Origin of the sequence: Acetobacter sp. DmW_136, assembly GCF_008690365.1 — a bacterium.
GTDB lineage: Bacteria > Pseudomonadota > Alphaproteobacteria > Acetobacterales > Acetobacteraceae > Acetobacter > Acetobacter oryzifermentans.
The window spans coordinates 134734-154727 of sequence record NZ_VHON01000013.1 but is presented as its reverse complement, the minus strand read 5'-3'; the positions used below and the strand labels follow the sequence as shown (position 1 = coordinate 154727).

Genomic DNA, 19994 nt, shown 5'->3' with positions numbered 1-19994 from the left:
TTCCGCGAAAAGCGAAAAAAGAAATTGCGGAATTTTGAGAGTTTGCGCCAATAAAACTGTCAGTTTTCAAGAAAAACCACACCGGAGCAACATGCTTGCACCTGCTTTATGCATGATAAGGCTGTTGCCTCCCGCACAGGTGAAGTAGATAACAGACGTATGACCGTCCGTTCACTTCAGTCTTGGCTGAAATCGCGTTTCCTCACGCTGGACAGGTATGTGTTCCACCAGCTTCTGGTGGCACTGCTGGCAACCACCGGGGGGTTGGCCGCGCTCATCTGGCTTATGCAGTCTTTGCGCTTTGTCTCTCTGGTGGTGGACAGAGGGCTTTCCCTGCGTGTGTTTATTGAACTCACAAGCCTGCTCATCCCTTCCTTTGTGGCGGTAGTGCTGCCCATTACCACTTTTGTGGTCAGCCTGTTTGTGTATCAACGGCTGGCGGGAGACCGCGAACTTACGGTTATGCAGGCGGCGGGGCTTTCACAGTTTGCGCTGGCAAAGGCCGGGCTGGGCTGTGCGCTTATGGCCACCATAATGGGCTTTTTGCTGAACCTGTGGATTGTGCCCACATCCTACCACGCCTTCCGGCAATACGAATTTGATATCCGCAACAAGATGGCGGCCTTCATGCTGCAAGAAGGCGTGTTCACCAAGGTTTCGGATGCCATGACGGTCTATATTCGTTCGCGCAGCCACGATGGCACGCTGCACGGCATTATGGTGGAGGATGATCGGCAACCGGGGAATCAGGCCACAATTCTGGCCAATCATGGGTCCATGATGATCGTGAATGATACCCCCCGCGTGATCCTGTACGATGGTTCCAGACAGGTGATCGACCATAAGACAGGCCGCCTGAACATGCTGGTTTTCAAGCAGGATTCCATGGATTTGTCTGCCGCACATCAGGAAGACGCCCGCTTTCGGGATGCTGCTGAAATGTCTTTGGGGGAACTGCTGCACCCAGATCCACAACAGGTTTCTGTGCGCGATACAGGCAAGTTCAAGGTAGAAGGCTGGCGCCGCCTTACATCCCCTCTTACCTGCTTTTCCTTTGCCATGGTAGGGCTGGTTGCCGTGCTGCGTGGAGCTTTTTCACGCTACGGCAATATCAAGCGGCCCCTTGCTGCGGTGCTGACTGTTGTGGGGCTGTTGGCCATTAACCTGTTGCTGCAAAACCTGGCCAGCCGAAACATGGCCCTTATCCCGCTTATTCCGCTTGTGGCATTACTGCCGGGGCTGATATGCGCAGGCATACTATTCATTCCGGAAATGCTGGCAGACCGCGCCTCTGCCCGCCTGACACAGAACTGAAGGGGCTTCCGGCCTGATGATTGTTGCCGTTACCCTCTCCCGCTATATTGCGCGGCAGTTTGTGTTTTCCGTTGTGGCGATGATTGCCTCCCTAACCGGCATTGTCTGCCTGTTTGATTTTATTGACCTGTTGCGCCGTGTCGCCACCAAGCCAGATGTTTCCACCAATGTGGTAACAGAAATTGCAGCGCTTCATGTGCCTTATTTTGCCACGGAAATCCTACCTTTTGGCATGCTTCTGGGCGGGATTGTCTGCTTCTGGCGGCTTACGCGTTCTTCCGAACTGATTGTGGCGCGCGCTGCTGGTATTTCCGCATGGCAATTTCTTACCGCTCCGGTAGCCTGCGCCATGCTGATTGGTGCTCTTTTCACCACCCTGATTTCTCCGGTGTCTTCATCCATGTATCGCCGGGCGGAAGAGCTGGATCAGCAATATCTGCGTACTGGTGGTGGGCCGCTCAGCCTGTCCAGCGGGTCTTTATGGCTACGGCAATCAGATAGTCAGTACGATCCGCACGGCGTTGCCATGCTACATGCGCGTGGCGTGCAGCTTAAGGATGGCTTGCTCCGTATCCGTAATGTGAGCGTGTTCCGTCTTGATCATCAGGACAAGCTGATGATGCGAATCGAAGCTCCCGAAGGCTATCTGGGAACATTGAAATGGATTTTAAGTGATGCCTCTGTGGTGCGGCCTAATGATTTGTTGCACCACGTTGGCCAGATTGATCTGCCTACAGATTTAACGGTTAACCGCGTGCAGGAAAGTTTTTCTTCCCCCGAAACGCTTTCTGTCTGGGCGCTGCCGGGCTTTATTTCCTTGCTTGATCGCTCAGGTTTCTCATCTATTCGCCATCGTATTCATTTTCAGTCCCTGCTGGCATTGCCCATGCTGGCGGGCACGATGGCACTGGTTGCGGCGGGGTTTTCCATGCGTCCATCTCGGCGCGGGGGCGTTGCCCGCATGATCGGGTCTGGCGTTGCGGCGGGTTTTCTGCTTTTCACCGTATCCAAGGTTGCAGAGCAGTTCGGGAATTCGGGGGCACTTCCGCCGATGCTAGCTGCATGGGCCCCTACGCTGGCCGGGTTATGTCTGGCTGTTTCGTTGCTGCTTCATTTGGAGGATGGCTGATTGACCGTGGCTCGCCGGCCTTTCCGCAACCCTTTGTTGCGCCGTCGTTCCACCCTCAGTGCGGCCACCGCATTGGGGAGCATGGCCGCGTGCCTTCTTTTCAACCTGCCCAAACATGCCCACGCGCAGTTCCGCCCGCAGGTGATGCACCTTGATACCGGCCGCCCGACATCTCCCGATGAACCGGCAACTTTTCAGGCCGATAAGGTTGACTACAACGATGTTGAGCACACCGTTACCTGGACTGGCAATGTCCAGGTCTGGCAGGGCGACCATGTGCTGCGAGCAGACCGCATTGTGTATGACCGCGATACCGGCGTTATAGCCGCACGCGGAAATGTAGCCACCATTCAGCCAGATGGTTCCGTGCTGTACACCCATTATGCCGAGCTTTCGGGCGGCATGAAGGATGGTATCATGATGCACGTAAATGCCACCATGCAGGACAACGCCAAGCTGGCAGCCAACGGCCTGCGGCGTACAGCAGGCAAGATTAACGTCATGAGCCGCGCCGTTTATACGGCCTGTGAAATCTGCGAAAAAGATAAAACCCGCGCACCTTTCTGGCAGTTCCGCGCTTATGACGCCACGCAGGATCTGGAACACCAGAAAATCGACTTCCGTGATGCGTATCTGGATATTCTGGGTATTCCGGTCATCTACCTGCCCTACTTCTCCATGACGGACCCTTCAGCCAAGCGGCACAGCGGGTTCCTTATGCCCGGCATTACACCGCATGACCGTTATCTGGGCACGTATTTCACTATCCCGTATTACTGGGTGATTGATGATCAGTCCGACATGACCGTGCAGGGCCTGTTCTCCACCAAAACAGGGCCACAGATCAGCGCGCAGTACCGAAACTTCTTTAACTTCGGCAAGATCAACATTCAGGGCGGTCTGGCTTACGATACGCATCGCAGTAACAGCTACACCAACGGCTTTGGTGATGATGTAGGCCGTGGCGGCAACCATGGTGTGCAGGGCTATCTGTTTGCCCGTGGCCAGTTCTCCATAAACAAGCACTGGCGCGCCGGAGCCAACATCAATCTGGCCACCTCTGCTGACTATATGCGCGATTACCGTGTGCAGGGTTATGGGTCTGATACCCTAAACTCCAACGCCTATATTGAAGGCTTTGGCACAGGCTCTTACTCCCGTATTGATGGGCAGTACTATCAGGGCCTGAACAAAGGTGTCATTCACAACACCGATCTGCCGTGGGCGTTGCCGCGTTATACGTATAGCTTTGTTGGCCAGCCAGATGCGTTGGGCGGTCGCACCAGCGTAAACACCACCGATTTTTACGTATATCGTGAAAACGGGTCTGCCGATCAGCGCGGTGAATTGCAATTAAACTGGGATAGGCTGTGGCGTTCCCGCCAAGGGCAGCAATTCCTGCTGACATTGCGGCTTGATTCCATGGTCTACCGCGCCCGCAAGCTGTACCAGCAGCCCAACTACTACAAAACAGCCCGTACAGTTGTAAGCGGGCAGGTTCTGCCTACCATTGCGTTAAAAACCAACTGGCCGTTTGTCCGCAGCTTTGAACATGGCCGCGGCACGCAGTTGATAGAACCCATTGTGCAAGCCATTTACGCCCCCAATACTGGCATGGGCGCAACGGACATGATTCCGAACGAAGATAGCATGTCCTATGAATTTACGGATTCAACGCTGTTTTCTCTTAACCGCTATCAGGGCACAGACAGGCTGGATGGCGGCCTGCGCGGCAATATCGGGGTGCATGCCAACTGGACATGGGATGGCCACGAAGTGGATCTTCTGGCCGGTGAAAGCTTCCAGGAACATATCGAACATGACCGCCTGCCCTATTCTGGGCTAGACCATCATGCCTCAGACATTGTGGCGCGTGCCCGTGTAGCACCAAACGAGTATTTTGATTTCAACGCCCGTATGCGGCTTGATCCCTATACCGGCAAATTCAACTTTGGTGATGCCCTGTTCAGCGCCGGGGTGCCGCATTTCCGTATCCGTGGCGGGTATGTGTATGAACCCGTTACCCCCTATTACTACTTTGCCACCAACTATCGCTCCTATAGCCCGAACCAGCTTTACACTGTACGCACAAACGAAATCAGCGGCGGCTTCTCCTCCGACTGGGATAACTGGCATCTTTCCGGGTTTGCGCGCCGCAGCCTCTCCCGCCGTGAATTTGTCTCTCTGGGTGGAGATATTGGATATACGAATGACTGCTTCGGCCTCGATTTCATGTATCTCAAGCAGTACACCACCATTGGTGGGCAGCAGCGTAACTCTACCTTCCTGTTCACCCTTAGCCTGAAAACGCTTGGGTCTTTCGGCCTTAAGTAAGAACTGCTTCAAAAATGCCTCGCGCTCCGGTATCAGGGAACAGAGTTCCCGATCTGGCAGAAAGCTGAAAGACTGTTCCGTATGCGCCTGCGTTCCCTTGCACTGGCCTGTTGCTCCCTTGCCGCGCTTAGCGTTCCGGCCATTGCTGGCGCACCGTATGCGCAGGCAGCAACACGGCACACCTCCAGCGCGGCAACGCAGCAAACAGCAACGCCTGCCCAGCCTGAACCAGATGATATGATTCTTGCTGTTATCAACAGTATTCCGCTTACCAAGCGCGATGTTGATAACCGCGGCAAACTGTTTGCCCTTTCTACCGGCCTGCCCCTTACGCCAGATCTGATGGCGCGGCTGCGGCCCCAAATTATTCGCCAGCTTATTGATGAACGCCTGCGTACGCAGGAAATTCTTAGCCGCCATATCAATGTGCCGCCCGAACAGATTGCAGGCGCCATTACCAATATTGAGCGGCGCAACGGCATGCCCGAAGGCACCCTGCGCGAGCATCTGGCACAAGATGGCGTGTCTCTTACCACATTGATCGACCAGATCCGGGTGCAAATTGGCTGGATTCAGGTGCTACGGCAGGAGCTTGGTGCGCGCTCACGCGTATCAGCACAGGATATTGCCCAACGTCAGGCTGCGCTCAAGCGCGAAGAAGGCCGCACAGAATACGAACTGGCCGAAATTTTTGTAAAAGTGGAAGATCCCCGGCACGATCAGGAAGAGCTGGACTTTACCAACACCGTTATTCAGGAACTGCGTAAGGGTGCGCCCTTCCCCATTGTGGCAGCTCAGTTTTCCCAAAGTCAGACAGCGCTGGATGGTGGTTCCATGGGCTGGGTACAGGAAGATGAGCTAGACCCGGCCGTTGTGCAGGTGGTACGGCAAATGCCCGTGGGCGTTGGGGCTATTTCTAACCCCATCAAAGTGCCGGGCGGGTATGTTATCATCACCCTTAATGGCAAGCGTGTTATTGGGCACGAAATGGGCCACCTGATTACCATTCGGCAGGTATTCCTTTCCTTTGATACACCGCTAGACCCGCAGCACATTACGCCGCAGCAGGAATCTACCCTGCAAAAAGCCATGCAGGTTATCCAAAACACTCATAGCTGCACGGAAATGGAGGCCCTGAACAAGGCCGAAGGCGAAAAGCGCCCCACAGATCCGGGTGAAATGCCGCTGGAACGCCTGAACCCACAAATGCAATCTCTGCTGGCTGATTTACCCGAAGGTAAGGTCTCCCGCCCTCTGGTCTCGCGCGATGGGATTGATCTGCTGATGGTTTGCACCAAAAAAGAAAAGAACTTTTCCAACCGCTCACCTAGCGAAATTGCTGACCAGTTGATGAATGAACGCGTGGAACAGGCCGCCCGCCAGTTGGATAGTGACCTGCACCGCCGCGCTATTATTGACAAGCACATCAAGCTAAAGGGGGTATAAGGCCCTGTCTGCCCCTATGGAAAGCCTGCGCGATGTTATCCATCGGCATGGGCTGGATGCACGCAAAGCCCTCGGCCAGCACTTTCTGCTTGATCCGGGTGTTACAGAACGCATTGCAACACTGGCAGGTAACTTAAAAGGCCGCCACGTTGTGGAAGTTGGCCCCGGCCCCGGTGGTTTAACACGCGCTTTACTGAATGGCCCTGCGGAATCTGTAACCGCAGTGGAGCTGGATAGCCGCGCCGTGCTGGTTATTCAGGAACTGGCTGGCTTTTACCCCAACCGCCTCAAGGTGGTGGAAGCCGATGCGCTAAAGTGTGACCTTACAGAGCTTTGCGCCGCACCACGGCAGATTATTGCCAATCTGCCTTATAATGTGGCCACACCTTTGCTTATTGGCTGGCTACGACAAGGCAACGCGTGGGAACGGCTGACACTCATGTTCCAGTGGGAAGTGGCTGAACGTATTTGCGCCGCGCCCAACAGCCAACATTACGGACGCTTGGCTGTACTGGCCCAATGGTGTGCAGAGTGTGCGATTGTTATGAAGCTGCCACCGGGTGCGTTTTCACCGCCCCCAGCCGTATGGTCTGCGGTTGCCAGCATTACGCCTCATGCCCAACAACCCGCGCCTGCTCTTTTTAAAGCAATGGAACGCGTAACGGCAGCAGCCTTTGGGCAGCGGCGCAAAATGCTACGCGGAGCCTTAAAAGGCCTGAACGGTGATAAGCTTTTGGCAGCAGCAGAAATAGATGGCACGCGCCGCGCGGAAACTCTGGATATTGCAGAGTTTGACCGCTTGGCACGTGCGCATTTTGCGCTATCGGCTCAATAAAGCGCCTTATTCTTTTTCTGCTGCGGCAATGTAATCCCGCGTAAACGGCACGGCAGAAATAGAACGAGAAAGCTGGAGCTGAAAGTTCATGTGCCCCTGCACACGGAAAGCCAGTTCTGCGGCGTTGAGATAAAACTCAAACATCCGGGCAAAGCGTTCATCATACAACGCAACCGCTTCTGCCCGTTTGGCCGCAAAACGCTCACGCCAGATGGCAATTGTTTTTGCGTAATGCAGACGCAAGATTTCACAATCAGTCACCCACAAGCCTGTAGGCTCAACAGCGGCAAAAACCTCGCTTAACGCCGGAGAATACCCACCGGGGAAAATGTATTTGTTAACCCACGGGTTTGTTGTGCCCGGCCCATCACTCCGGCCAATAGAATGCACAAGTGCCACACCATCATCCACCAGTGCGTTTTTGATGACATCAAAAAACTGCCGGTAATGCCCTACACCGACATGCTCGAACATGCCAACTGAGACAATGCGGTCAAACCGTCGATGTAGGTTGCGGTAATCCAGCAACTCAAACCGCACACGTCCTTCCAGCCTTTCATCCTTGGCGCGCTGGCGAGCAAAAGCCAACTGCTCCTGAGAAAGAGTAATGCCGGTAACAATAGCGCCGTAATCCTTGGCCAGTGTAAGGGCCATACCCCCCCAACCGCACCCAATATCCAGCACTTCCAAATCCGGCCGATCTAACAGCAGCTTGGCGGCAATATGGTGTTTTTTGGCGGCCTGTGCCTCATCCAGCGTTTCTGTGCCATGCCGGAAATAAGCGCAGGAATATTGCCAATCTTTATCTAAAAACAAAGAATACAGGCGGTTATCCAAATCATAATGATGCGCCACATTCTGCTGTGCACGCTTGATTGGGTTAAACTGTATCCACCCCCGGCGCACATACCGCAGAGCCGATGCCAGACGTTCCGCCACATGGCCACCCGGGCGCATGGCGTTAAGCATGAGCACATCCAGCAGATTGTAAAGCGTGCACTCCAACGGATCGAGGTGAGACTCCATATAAGCTTCACCAAAACCCAGCCCCGGGTTTATCACCATAGCCCGCACGGCAGCCTGATTATGCAGTACTACGCCAGCTGAAGGGCCGGGATTGCGGCCTTTATAAAGGCTTGTGCTTCCATCTGGCCAGCGCACCTGCAACTGACCATCTGCGATAAAGTGTTGCAGAATGCGATCAAGAACTTGCTTCATCCCGCGTCTCCTTCAGAAAATTAATTGCAGCATACGCGCAAAAAAAAAGCCCGGAAAAGAATTTTCCGGGCTTCTTCCGCATGAAAATGCAAACAGCAATTAAGCGTTAGCTTCTGCCGGTGCAGCTTCTGCTTCAGCAATTTCTGCTGGGTCGGTAATGAGTTCGCCTTCAACAACGGCATCATCACCAGCAATTTCAGCTTCTTCTTCAAGAGAAGCAGCTTCACCACGTGCCTGACGTTCTGCTTCTTCTTCAGAACGTGCCACGTTGATGATGACCGGCACAACCACTTCCGGGTGCAGCGCAATTTTCACTTCATACAGCCCCAAAGACTTAATGGGGTGCGCAAGGAAAACCTGCTGACGGGAAATGGTAAAGCCTGCTTCCGTAACAGCCTGCGCAACATCGCGCGTGCTGACGGAACCATACAGGCTGCCGCTATCACCGGCCTGACGGATCAGGATGACAGCCAGACCTTCCATCCGTTCGGACAGACGTTCAGCTTCTTCACGACGCTTGATGTTCTGTGCTTCCAACTGAGCGCGTTCACGCTCAAAACGGGCACGGTTATCATCGTTTGCACGAATAGCCTTGCCCTGTGGCAGCAGATAGTTACGGGCAAAACCCGGACGTACCTTCACCACATCGCCCATCTGACCCAGATGTTCGACGCGCTGAAGCAGGATTACTTCTGTAGCAGCCATTGATCGCTCCCTCAGCTTACAACGTAGGGAAGCAGAGCCAGGAAGCGGGCACGCTTGATAGCCTGTGCCAGTTCACGCTGCTTCTTTGCGGAAACCGCCGTGATGCGGCTCGGCACGATCTTGCCACGTTCGGACAGGAAGCGGCTGAGCAGACGCACGTCTTTATAATCGATCTTCGGCGCGTTGGGGCCGGAGAACGGGCAAGACTTGCGACGACGGTAGAACGGACGACGCGCACCCACAGCCGGGCGACGGGCGGCGGGGTTTACTTCCATTGTATCAGACATTCTGGATTACTCCGCTGCTGCGTTGTCAGCTGGCTGTTCGGCGTTGCTGCGGTCTTCACCACCGCTGCGACGGCCACGGCCACTTTCAAAACGACCACCGGCCTGCTTGGGGCCACGGAAGCCGCCACGGTCACCACGGTCATCGCCCTTGCGGGACAGAACCGGAGACGGAGCTTCGTCGATTTCTTCAACGCGCAGTGTCAGCAGACGCAGAACGTCTTCGTTCAGAGCGAGCTGGCGTTCAATTTCTTTCACCAGTTCAGAACGTGCTTCCAGACCCAGAAGAGCGTAGTGGCCCTTGCGGTTCTTTTTGATACGATAGGCAAGGCTACGCAGGCCCCAGTACTCGCGCTTGCGCACGGCACCGCCATCGGCTTCAATCTGGGCGGCAATACCATCAAGAATGGCATCCACCTGCTGCTGGGAAATATCATTCCGCGCAATCAGCACGGTTTCATAAAGTGGCATGTTGACTCCCTTCGGATACAATCAACCCACCCGTGCCGAACCCTTCCGGCCTACGGTGCTACAGAGTTTTAAAATCTGAAGCTGCGGGTATAGCCGGGCCAATGCCATGAACCCGGCAGGGAAAGAGCAGTCTCAATCATATTTACGCGGCAAAAGCAAGAGAGATTCACACGCGCAGATGCTGTGGAACGGGAATGCCAAGCCGATCTGGCACATCCCATACCTCTTCTACACGCCGCATAACCTTGAAGCCTGCCTGCTGATACAAAGCCAATGCGCGTGGATGATCTGCCGTGCAGGTGTTTACGCGCACAGAATGCGGCCCGCCACGCCACGCCAAACGCAGCACGTTATCCAGAAAAGCGCGCCCGACCCCTTGGCCAATCGCCTCGTGAAACAACCCGAAATAAGAAAGGTTTACAGATTGCGGATCTGCCAGATCCAGCTCAAAAAAACCACGGATCTGCTGTTCTTGCCGTAGAAGGCCAATGTTTACGGGTGCAGTTTCTAAAAAACGGGCCAGAGTGGCATCTGATGCCGCCTGCCGCATCCACCAACAATATTCCCGCCCCACCCGATCCTGCAAAAGCCGATACCCAGCCACATCGGGCTGAATACGCTCCTGCACGTGCCATCCTTCAGGCAAAGCCAAAGGTGTGTGTTGCGGCGGAGAAAACATGCGCATGAAGGTAACAACCACCTTCATGCGCGTTGTGGATTCGGCGTTAAAGTTTAGATCAGTTATCATCCAAGAAGGAACGCAGCTTACGGCTACGGCTTGGATGTTTAAGCTTACGCAGGGCCTTGGCTTCAATCTGGCGGATACGTTCACGCGTCACGTTAAACTGCTGGCCAACTTCTTCCAGCGTGTGATCGGTGTTCATACCGATACCAAAGCGCATACGCAGCACGCGTTCTTCACGCGGGGTGAGAGAGGCCAGAACGCGGGTTGTGGCCTCACGCAGGTTGGTCTGGATAGCGGCATCCAGCGGAATAATAGCCGTTTTATCCTCGATAAAATCACCAAGATGGCTATCTTCCTCATCCCCAATCGGGGTTTCGAGGGAGATGGGCTCCTTGGCAATTTTTAGCACCTTGCGCACTTTTTCCAGCGGCATACCCAGCTTTTCAGCCAGTTCTTCCGGAGCAGGTTCACGCCCGATTTCATGCAGCATCTGGCGGGATGTGCGCACCAGTTTGTTGATCGTTTCGATCATATGCACAGGAATACGGATGGTACGCGCCTGATCCGCAATGGAGCGCGTAATAGCCTGCCTGATCCACCACGTTGCATAAGTGGAGAACTTGTAGCCACGGCGGTACTCAAACTTATCCACCGCCTTCATCAAGCCGATATTGCCTTCCTGAATCAGATCAAGGAACTGAAGGCCGCGGTTGGTGTATTTTTTGGCAATGGAAATAACCAGCCGCAGGTTAGCTTCGATCATTTCCTTTTTAGCGCGGGCAGAATCACGCTCACCACGTGCAACCGTTGCATACACACGGCGGAATTCACCAATCGGCAAACCCGTTTCCTGCGCCAGTTGCGCAACCTGATCACGCAGGTCAACCACTGTGTTGGCGTGCTTGGCCACAAAGTTTTTCCATGAACGGCCAGACAGGGCGGAAACCATGTCCATCCAGCCCGGATCAAGCTCACGCCCACGGTATTTCAGCAAGAAATCTTCACGCGAGACACGGCAGCTTTCTGCCAGACGCAGCATGCGCCCTTCCAGCATGTTTAGCTTCTGGAACATCTGTTTAAGCTGGGCAACCAGATCTTCAATCCGGTTATTGTGCAGGTGTACCTGCTCTACCTTGCCCACCAGTTTTTCACGCAGGGCAACGTAGTTTTCTTCAAAATTCCCATCAACATCTTCACCAGATGTCAGGGCTTCAATCCGCTGCACCTGCAACTTACGCAGAGCTGCATAAAGCGGTTCGATCTCATCAAAATGCGCCAGAATCTCCGGCTTAAGCTTTTCTTCCAGCGCAGAAAGGGAAAGGCCGCTGCCTTCGCTTTCAATATCACCCTCGCCCTCGGTTTCTGGCTCTTCTGCCTCTTCCGAGTCCGAATCGGATTCGGCTTCATTAAACGTGCCGTCTCCGCCTTCTTCTAGCGGGTTGCCCCCGCTTTGCATGGCTTCCAGATCCACAATGTCACGCAGCAGCATTTCATTGTTACGGATCATCTCATGCCAGGAGATGATGGCGCGGAATGTCAGCGGGCTTTCACACAAGCCGCCAATCATTTCATCGCGGCCAGCCTCAATCCGCTTGGCAATAGCAATTTCGCCCTCGCGGGAGAGCAGTTCCACCGTGCCCATTTCGCGCAGATACATCCGCACCGGGTCATCCGTGCGGCCTACGCTTTCAGCATTTACATTGCCGGTTGGGCTTTCGGCTTCAGCTTCGGTCTCAGCCTCTTCCTCCGCATCTGCATCTTCGCTTTCAGCGGCGGCTTTTTTGGGTTCAGCTTCTTCGTTGTCGTTATCTTCGTTTTCGACAACCTGAATACCCATTTCAGACAGCACAGCCATAATGTCTTCAATCTGTTCAGAAGACATCTTGTCCTGCGGGAGAACGGCATTCAGCTCATCAAACGTAATGCACCCGCGCTCACGCCCTTTGGCAATCAGTTTTTTGACTGCAGAAGACCGCGTATCAAGCAGGGTGGTATCCCCATCCTGTTCCTGCGCTGCGTTGGTTGATGCCGTTTTTGTCGCCATGCCAGACCTGCTCCTCCCCGCCCGCATCCGAACAGAATGCAGAACGACCAGTTTACTATGTACTGCTCTCTTTTCAGGGCGGGCAGGACGTGGGATATCCTGCGCGTGAAGTCAAGGGGAACACGCCCTGAACACATTTGTTGTCTTATAGCTCGGTGTCGTCCACACCGCCGCGTTTCAGGCGCTCCATTGCCTCTAGCCGCGCCTGTAACCGTTGCCATTCAGCGGAATCTCCGCCTTTTTCAACAAAACGCGCAATCTCACGATTTACTTCCTGAATAAATTGCGGCCCGTAGAGCAAACCATAAAAATGCCACCACTGTGTTCTTGATGCAACAGTGTGTGCCGGGTCTTCTGCATCACTTTCCGACATCGCAGAGTAGCTTTCACGCACAACAGCGCGAATGGTTTCCTCCGCCCCTTGTGCCTGCAACCATGCATATAATGCCGCAGCATTATCTGGCAACTCACCCTCGGCAGAAAGATCAAGCAAAAGGGCGCGCACCTCGGCAAATTCTTCTGGCAAATCAAGCCGACATAACGCCTCTTCCACCTCCGGCACCAGAACAGGATGCAACAGCAGCAACTCCAGCATCAGGCGTTGGCGTTCGCGCGTTTGATCCATATTTACTGGCACAGCACCGGGCACAGAGGCCGGCGCGTTGGCTTTACGGCTCTGCGGCCCGTTCCATTTGCCGCCACCGCGCCGGAATGTCGTAAAAAACCGATCCAGCAACGTGGAGCGATATTCAGACGCCAGCGTTTTATCTGGGATAAGGCCTGCAACTTCCGTCAGCCTACGCCGCAAGGCTGCACGTTCTTCTGGCCCCGGATTATTGGCGCCCGCGCTGAGCAAATCAAACAGCACTTCGGATAAAGGCTGCGCTGCGGCAAACATTTCCGCTACAGCCTGCCGCCCTCGTGTGCGCACCAAGCTGTCTGGGTCTTCTCCATCAGGCAGCAAACAGATACGCAGGGAATAATCCTGCTTGAGCAACGGCAGACCCGTTTCCGCTGCTTTAACCGCTGCCCTACGCCCTGCTGCGTCACCATCAAAACACAGAATGGGCGCACGATCGACCTGCCACAACGCTTCTAACTGCTCAGGCGTGAGCGCCGTGCCCAGTGGGGCAACTGCCCCTGTAAAACCGGCCTGATGCAGGGCAATAACATCCATATACCCTTCCACCACCACCAGATCCGGCGCCAACACACCTTTGGGGCGTGGTGCACGCACAGCAGCGCGGGCACGATCCAACCCAAACAAAAGCCGCCGTTTGGAAAAAACTGGAGTTTCCGGGCCATTGAGGTATTTCGGCTGCCCATCCCCCAGAATGCGCCCACCAAAGGAAACCAGACGCCCTTTGCGATCCCGGATGGGGAAAGTGACACGCCCCCAGAACAACTCACCCTTGGGGTGGCCTTGCTCATCCACCCGCATCAGGCCTGCTTCGGCCATCATGTCGGGTGTAATGCCTTTGGGCGCGAGGGCAGAAACCAGATCTCCCCGCTTCTCACTTGCCCAGCCTAAACCGAACGTTTCCAGCGTTTCCCGCGTGAGGCCACGCCCCAGCAGATAATCCAGTCCAGCGCGCCCTTCTGGCTTGTATAAGGCGCGAGACCAGATTTCCTGCGTCGCCGCCAGCACATCTTCCAGCGAGCGCACATGCGCCACTTCTTCCTGCGTGCGGCGCGTATCCTTTGGCACTTCCATGCCTGCGCTGGAGGCTAACTCCTCTACAGCTTCGGGGAAGTTTTTGCCTTCCATCTGCATGACAAAGGAGATGACATCTCCATGCACACCGCAGCCAAAGCAGTGGAAGTGATCATCATACACATAAAAGGAGGGCGTTTTTTCACCATGGAAAGGGCAACACCCTTTCCAGTTCCGCCCGGAGCGGGCCAGTTTGACCCTGCGCCCGACAACGGACGCAATGGGCGTGCGGGCCCGCAATTCATCCAGAAAAGCTGAATCAATCGCCATTGACTGTCCGTTTCATCAAGCAGCCCGATTAGGCGGCATAAAACCACCTCAGATCGGGCTGATACTTATTTCAGCAAATATGATGTTTAAAAAACGCTTAGCCCAGACGCGCTTTTACAGCAGCACTGGCCTTGCCCATATCCAGCGCCACGCCAAACTTGTTTTTCAGTTCAGCCATCACCTTGCCCATGTCCTTCAGGCTTTCTGCCTTTACGGTGGCAACAGCTTCATCCACAGCAGCTTTCAAGGAGGCTTCATCCATTTCTGGCGGCAGATAGCCACGGATCACTTCGATTTCTGCTTCTTCCTTTTCCGCCAACTCGGGGCGGCCGCCCTCTCTGTACATGCCAGCAGATTCCGTGCGGGACTTTACCATCCCACGCAGGGCCGCAATGGCTTCATTTTCATTCAACCCTTCCTGCCCTTTGGCGCGGCCTGCAATTTCCACGTCTTTCAGCTTAGCCGTAATCATCCGAATTGTGGCCACGCGGGTGCTTTCGCCTGCTTTCATGGCTGTTTTCAGGTCTGCCATCAGGCGTTCACGTAATGTCATTTCCATATGCTCCGCTCTTTCTGTGCTGCAATCGGGCGCACCATATCATCCAGATTCACAAAAAAACATCATACGGAAAATAAAGAACCTCTCCGCCCCTGCGCGGCACGCATGCAACACCACGGGAAAAAACTTCCCACCCACTTACAACACAGCATCTTGCAGGTGGGAAATTTCTTCCCACCTTGGAAATCGAGTGCTAGAAGACGGCTTCGGGAGGCACAAGCACGCACATGCCCTTGTCCATAGATACCATTATCGCCCGGATTGGCGGCCCAGACGCCACAGCCAAGCTAACAGGCGTTGGCACGGAAGCCATCCGCAAATGGCGGCAGGCGCAGGCCATTCCGCCCCGCCACTGGCCCGTTATTGCGCAGGCCACAGGCCTTTCCCTGGAAGACCTCCAACCCATTCCGACAGACCGACCCTCCCCCCATGCGGGAGACAGCAAGACAGGATCATCCATGCCCGACGCCCGCCCCGATGGCGCCACCGCCGCGCTTGTTCTCGCAGATGGAACCGTATTGTGGGGGAAAGGCTTTGGCGCTTTCACCTCCAAACCCTCCATTGGCGAAATTTGCTTTTCAACCGGTATGACCGGGTATCAGGAAACACTTACTGATCCATCTTTTGCCGGGCAGATTATTACCTTCACCTTCCCCCATATCGGCAATGTGGGCGCGAATGCAGAAGATGATGAAGCTACAAAAGTGTTTGCCCGCGGCCTTGTGGTGAAGGAAGACCCCACAGCACCAGCCAACTGGCGCGCAACGGAAAGCTTTGATGCGTGGCTGAAGGAACGCGGTGTGTCCGGTATTGCCGGTGTGGATACCCGTTCCCTCACCTTAAAAATTCGAGACAAGGGCGCCCAAACGGCTGCGCTGGTTTTCCCGCAGGATGGCAAGTTTGATCTGGATGCCATTTTGGCAGAAGCCAAAGCATGGCCGGGCCTTGAAGGCATGGATCTTGCCAAGGAAGTAACATGCGCCGCCCCTTACGCATGGACAAAAAGCGTGTGGGAATGGCCCAATGGCAGCAAGGAAGCCCCCACAAACCGGCGCAAGGTTGTTGCTGTAGATTACGGCGCAAAACGCAACATCTTGCGCTGCCTTGTTGCTGCCGGGTGTGACGTAACCGTTGTGCCTGCCACCACCACGGGTGAAGAAATTCTGGCCCTTAAGCCAGAAGGCGTGTTTCTCTCCAATGGCCCCGGTGATCCGGCAGCTACGGCCACATATGCTGTGCCCGCTATTAAAGCTGTGCTGGATGCTGGCGTACCGTTGTTTGGCATCTGCCTTGGGCATCAGCTTCTGGCCCGTGCGCTGGGCGCCAAAACCTACAAAATGGAACGCGGCCACCGCGGAGCTAACCAGCCGGTGCAGGATCTGGCCACCAAGCGCGTGGAAATTACCAGCCAGAACCACGGCTTTGCTGTGGATGCTGATACCCTGCCCGCCGATGCGCACGTCACACATATCAGCTTGTTTGATGAATCAAACGAAGGCTTGGCATCAGACAAGTATCCGGCGTTTTCCGTCCAGTATCATCCCGAAGCCAGCCCCGGCCCGTCTGACAGCTTCTATCTGTTCAAACGCTTTGTCACCCTGATCGACCTTAACAGCGCCAAGAAATAACGGGAACGAACGTATCATGCCCAAACGGACAGACATCCGCTCCATCCTCATCATCGGCGCTGGCCCTATTGTTATCGGGCAGGCGTGCGAGTTCGATTACTCTGGCGCACAGGCCTGTAAGGCCCTGCGGGAAGAAGGCTACCGGGTTATTCTGGTAAACTCCAACCCGGCCACCATCATGACAGACCCCGGCCTTGCGGACGCCACTTATGTGGAACCCATTACGCCGGAAGTGGTGGAACGCATTATTCTTAAGGAAAAGCCAGATGCCGTGCTGCCCACAATGGGCGGCCAGACAGCGCTGAACACCGCTATGGCGCTGCATGCATCAGGCTTTTTGACCAAGCATAATGTGGAACTGATTGGTGCAGACGCCGAGGTGATTGACCGGGCAGAAGACCGCCAGAAGTTCCGTGAAACCATGGATGCCATTGGCATTGAAAGCCCCCGTAGCTTTATTGCCCACACGCTGGCAGAAGCGCACGATGCGCTTAAGCAGATTGGCTTTCCATCCATTATCCGCCCCTCCTTCACTATGGGCGGTTCCGGCGGTGGCATTGCCTATAACCGTGAAGAATTCGACCAGATCGTGCTTTCCGGGCTGGATGCCTCCCCCACTACGGAAGTGCTGGTGGAAGAATCTGTTCTGGGCTGGAAAGAATATGAAATGGAAGTTGTGCGCGATAAGGCGGACAACTGCATTATCATCTGCTCCATTGAAAACATTGATCCAATGGGTGTGCATACGGGTGATTCCATCACCGTTGCCCCCGCATTAACGCTGACAGACAAAGAATATCAGCGCATGCGTGATGCCTCCATTGCCTGCCTGCGGGCCATTGGCGTGGAAACCGGTGGGTCCAACGTGCAGTTTGGGATCAACCCCAAAGATGGCCGCATGGTGGTTATTGAAATGAACCCCCGCGTGTCCCGCTCTTCTGCGCTAGCCTCTAAGGCAACGGGCTTCCCCATTGCCAAAGTGGCTGCCAAACTGGCCGTTGGTTATACGCTGGATGAGCTGAAAAACGACATCACGCGCACCACTCCGGCTTCCTTCGAACCCACCATTGACTACGTGGTGGTGAAGATCCCGCGCTTTACGTTTGAAAAATTCCCCGGCGCACCGGCTCTGTTGTCCACCTCCATGAAATCCGTTGGGGAAGCCATGGCCATTGGCCGCTCCTTCCCCGAAGCGCTGCAAAAGGGCCTGCGCTCTATGGAAACCGGCCTGCATGGGCTGGACCCTGTAGAACAGCCCGGCGATGGTGGAGAAGATGCCTTTCGTGCTGCTCTTTCCCAGCCCAAGCCGGAACGTATCCTTATGGCCGCGCAGGCGCTGCGGGCTGGTCTTTCGGTGGAAGACATTCACGAAGCCTGCAAGTTTGAGCCTTGGTTCCTGCGTGAAATGGAAAAAATCATTCACGCAGAACGGGAAGTGGAAAACCACGGCCTGCCCAAGGATGCCCAAAGCCTGCGCCGCCTGAAAGCCCTTGGCTTTTCAGATGTACAGCTTTCTCGCCTGTCCGGCACGCAGCCTGAAGAAGTGGCCAAATTGCGGGCAGAAGCTGGTGTAACACCGGTTTACAAGCGTATTGATACCTGCGCGGGTGAGTTCGCATCCTCCACCCCGTATATGTATTCCACCTACGAAGGGCAGTTTGCCCCGCCAACCTGTGAATCCAACCCAACAGACCGGGAAAAGATTGTTATTCTGGGTGGTGGCCCCAACCGTATCGGGCAGGGTATTGAGTTCGATTACTGCTGCGTTCATGCTGCTTACGCCCTGCGTGAAGCCGGTTATGAAACCATCATGGTCAACTGCAACCCGGAAACGGTTTCTACCGACTATGACACTTCCGACCGTTTGTATTTTGAACCGCTCACGGCTGAGGATGTTATTTCCCTTATCCGTTGCGAACAGCAAAAAGGCACGGTTAAGGGCTGCATTGTGCAGTATGGCGGGCAAACACCTCTTAAACTTTCCCGCGCTCTGGAAGCCGCAGGCATTCCGCTGCTAGGCACCCCGGCTGATGCCATTGACCGGGCAGAAGACCGTGAACGCTTCCAGACCATGTTGCACAAGCTTGGCCTGCGTCAGCCAGAAAACGGCATTGCCCGTACGCCGGAAGAAGCCGAAGCCGTGGCCGAAAAGGTTGGCTATCCGGTTGTGGTGCGCCCTTCCTACGTGCTGGGTGGCCGCGCCATGGAAATTGTGTACGACCGTAACGGCCTACAGCGCTACATGCGCGATGTGCTGACAATGGCCGGGCACGATATTTCCTCCGGCCCGATCCTGCTTGATCGTTACCTGAACGAAGCCATTGAAGCTGATGTGGACTGCATTGCAGACGGCACTGATGTATATGTGGCTGGCGTGATGGAACACATTGAAGAAGCAGGCATCCACTCTGGTGATAGCGCCTGCGCTCTGCCGCCCTATACCCTCTCCCCCGCTATTGTAACTGAGCTAAAAGCCCAGACAGAAGCCATGGCGCGGGAACTGGGCATTGTGGGCCTGATGAACGTGCAGTACGCCATCAAGGATCAGGAAATCTTTGTTCTTGAAGTAAACCCACGCGCATCCCGCACCGTGCCGTTTGTAGCCAAGGCCACAGGCGTGCCGGTAGCTAAAATTGGTGCACGCGTTATGGCTGGCGCCAAGCTTTCGGGCTTTAATCTGGATGATCGGGCCGTGGTGCCGCATGTTGCGGTAAAGGAAGCCGTATTCCCCTTCAACCGCTTTGCGGAAGTAGACACCATTCTGGGGCCAGAAATGCGCTCCACGGGTGAAGTCATGGGGCTGGATACATCCTTCGAGCGCGCTTTTGCCAAATCCCAGCTTGGGGCAGGTGTTAAGCTGCCAACCTCCGGCACGGTGTTTCTTTCCGTGCGTGAAAGTGACAAGCCCCAACTGCCGCCGCTAGGCCGCCTGCTGGCTTCCATGGGTTTCCGTATTATGGCCACCCGCGGCACAGCCAAAAAGCTGCGCGATTCCGGCATTGAAGTAAACCTTGTAAACAAGGTGCTGGAAGGACGCCCACATTGTGTGGATGCCATTCGCTCTGGTGAGGTGCAGATGGTTATCAACACGGCGCAGGGTGCGCAGTCTGTAGCGGACAGTTTTGATATCCGCCGCTCTGCCCTTGTGCTGGGTATTCCGCACTACACCACCATGGCTGGCGCGCGGGCTGCAATTCATGCAATTGCGGCAATGCGTGAAGGACCGCTTGATGTTGCGCCACTTCAGTCATACTTTAGTGGAACATTCTAAGCTAAAGGTGCAGGCATAACCTGCCTGCACCCCCTTAGCCATGTTCGGGTGGCAGCCTGCTTTTGCGGGTTATGCCTTGCCCGTGTA

At 55.0% G+C, this 19994-nt stretch carries 15 protein-coding genes; 7 read left to right on the top strand and 8 right to left on the bottom strand.

The features are described from left to right. The first annotated feature begins 108 nt into the window (after window positions 1-108). The 5 genes from lptF (at window position 109) to rsmA (ending at window position 7058) form a co-directional block, all read left to right on the top strand. Window positions 109-1314 (top strand): LPS export ABC transporter permease LptF, encoded by a 1206-nt coding sequence (gene lptF / locus FKW31_RS05675; protein WP_150178030.1) that lies wholly within the window; start codon window positions 109-111, stop codon window positions 1312-1314. A 16-nt stretch (window positions 1315-1330) separates the two neighbouring features. Then, on the top strand, window positions 1331-2443 hold the full coding sequence (gene lptG, locus FKW31_RS05670) for an LPS export ABC transporter permease LptG (protein WP_006115995.1): 1113 nt from the start codon (window positions 1331-1333) through the stop codon (window positions 2441-2443). Window positions 2444-2449: 6 nt separating this feature from the next. Beyond that, complete coding sequence (locus FKW31_RS05665) at window positions 2450-4777, top strand: LPS-assembly protein LptD (protein ID WP_081461441.1); 2328 nt, start codon at window positions 2450-2452, stop codon at window positions 4775-4777. A gap of 81 nt (window positions 4778-4858) precedes the next feature. After that, window positions 4859-6223, top strand: a complete 1365-nt coding sequence (locus FKW31_RS05660; protein ID WP_006115997.1) for a peptidylprolyl isomerase — start codon at window positions 4859-4861, stop codon at window positions 6221-6223. 16 nt (window positions 6224-6239) lie between these two features. Next, window positions 6240-7058, top strand: coding sequence for a 16S rRNA (adenine(1518)-N(6)/adenine(1519)-N(6))-dimethyltransferase RsmA (gene rsmA / locus FKW31_RS05655; protein WP_150178029.1), 819 nt, complete (start codon window positions 6240-6242; stop codon window positions 7056-7058). A gap of 6 nt (window positions 7059-7064) precedes the next feature. Here rsmA and FKW31_RS05650 read toward each other — a convergent pair whose 3' ends face one another. The 8 genes from FKW31_RS05650 to FKW31_RS05615 all read right to left on the bottom strand — a co-directional run bounded on the left by FKW31_RS05650 (window position 7065) and on the right by FKW31_RS05615 (window position 15002). After that, the gene (locus FKW31_RS05650; protein ID WP_150178028.1) at window positions 7065-8276 is read right to left on the bottom strand and encodes a cyclopropane-fatty-acyl-phospholipid synthase family protein; all 1212 of its coding nucleotides are present in this window, start codon (window positions 8274-8276) and stop codon (window positions 7065-7067) included. Between the two features lie 99 nt (window positions 8277-8375). Further along, entirely contained in the window at window positions 8376-8981 is a 606-nt protein-coding gene (gene rplI, locus FKW31_RS05645; RefSeq protein ID WP_006116000.1) for a 50S ribosomal protein L9, read from the bottom strand. A gap of 11 nt (window positions 8982-8992) precedes the next feature. Beyond that, window positions 8993-9268 (bottom strand): 30S ribosomal protein S18, encoded by a 276-nt coding sequence (gene rpsR / locus FKW31_RS05640; protein ID WP_003622836.1) that lies wholly within the window; start codon window positions 9266-9268, stop codon window positions 8993-8995. A gap of 6 nt (window positions 9269-9274) precedes the next feature. Further along, window positions 9275-9736, bottom strand: a complete 462-nt coding sequence (rpsF, locus tag FKW31_RS05635; RefSeq protein WP_035351555.1) for a 30S ribosomal protein S6 — start codon at window positions 9734-9736, stop codon at window positions 9275-9277. Window positions 9737-9902: 166 nt separating this feature from the next. After that, the gene (locus FKW31_RS05630) at window positions 9903-10484 is read right to left on the bottom strand and encodes an N-acetyltransferase (RefSeq protein WP_150178027.1); all 582 of its coding nucleotides are present in this window, start codon (window positions 10482-10484) and stop codon (window positions 9903-9905) included. Beyond that, a complete protein-coding gene (gene rpoD / locus FKW31_RS05625) occupies window positions 10474-12465 on the bottom strand; it encodes an RNA polymerase sigma factor RpoD (RefSeq protein ID WP_035351559.1) in 1992 nt (663 codons plus the stop codon). Before rpoD ends, FKW31_RS05630 begins: the two co-directional genes overlap by 11 nt. A 145-nt stretch (window positions 12466-12610) precedes the next feature. Beyond that, window positions 12611-14449, bottom strand: coding sequence for a DNA primase (gene dnaG / locus FKW31_RS05620; protein WP_150178026.1), 1839 nt, complete (start codon window positions 14447-14449; stop codon window positions 12611-12613). A gap of 97 nt (window positions 14450-14546) precedes the next feature. Further along, window positions 14547-15002 carry a GatB/YqeY domain-containing protein gene (locus tag FKW31_RS05615; RefSeq protein WP_150178025.1) on the bottom strand — a complete coding sequence of 152 codons (456 nt, stop codon included), beginning with the start codon at window positions 15000-15002 and terminating at the stop codon, window positions 14547-14549. 233 nt (window positions 15003-15235) lie between these two features. On the opposite strand from FKW31_RS05615, the gene carA reads away from it, so the two are divergent. Both carA and carB read left to right on the top strand, forming a co-directional pair. Further along, window positions 15236-16636, top strand: a complete 1401-nt coding sequence (gene carA, locus FKW31_RS05610; RefSeq protein ID WP_006116006.1) for a glutamine-hydrolyzing carbamoyl-phosphate synthase small subunit — start codon at window positions 15236-15238, stop codon at window positions 16634-16636. A 16-nt stretch (window positions 16637-16652) separates the two neighbouring features. Continuing rightward, on the top strand, window positions 16653-19907 hold the full coding sequence (gene carB / locus FKW31_RS05605; RefSeq protein WP_006116007.1) for a carbamoyl-phosphate synthase large subunit: 3255 nt from the start codon (window positions 16653-16655) through the stop codon (window positions 19905-19907). Window positions 19908-19994 lie beyond the last annotated feature (87 nt).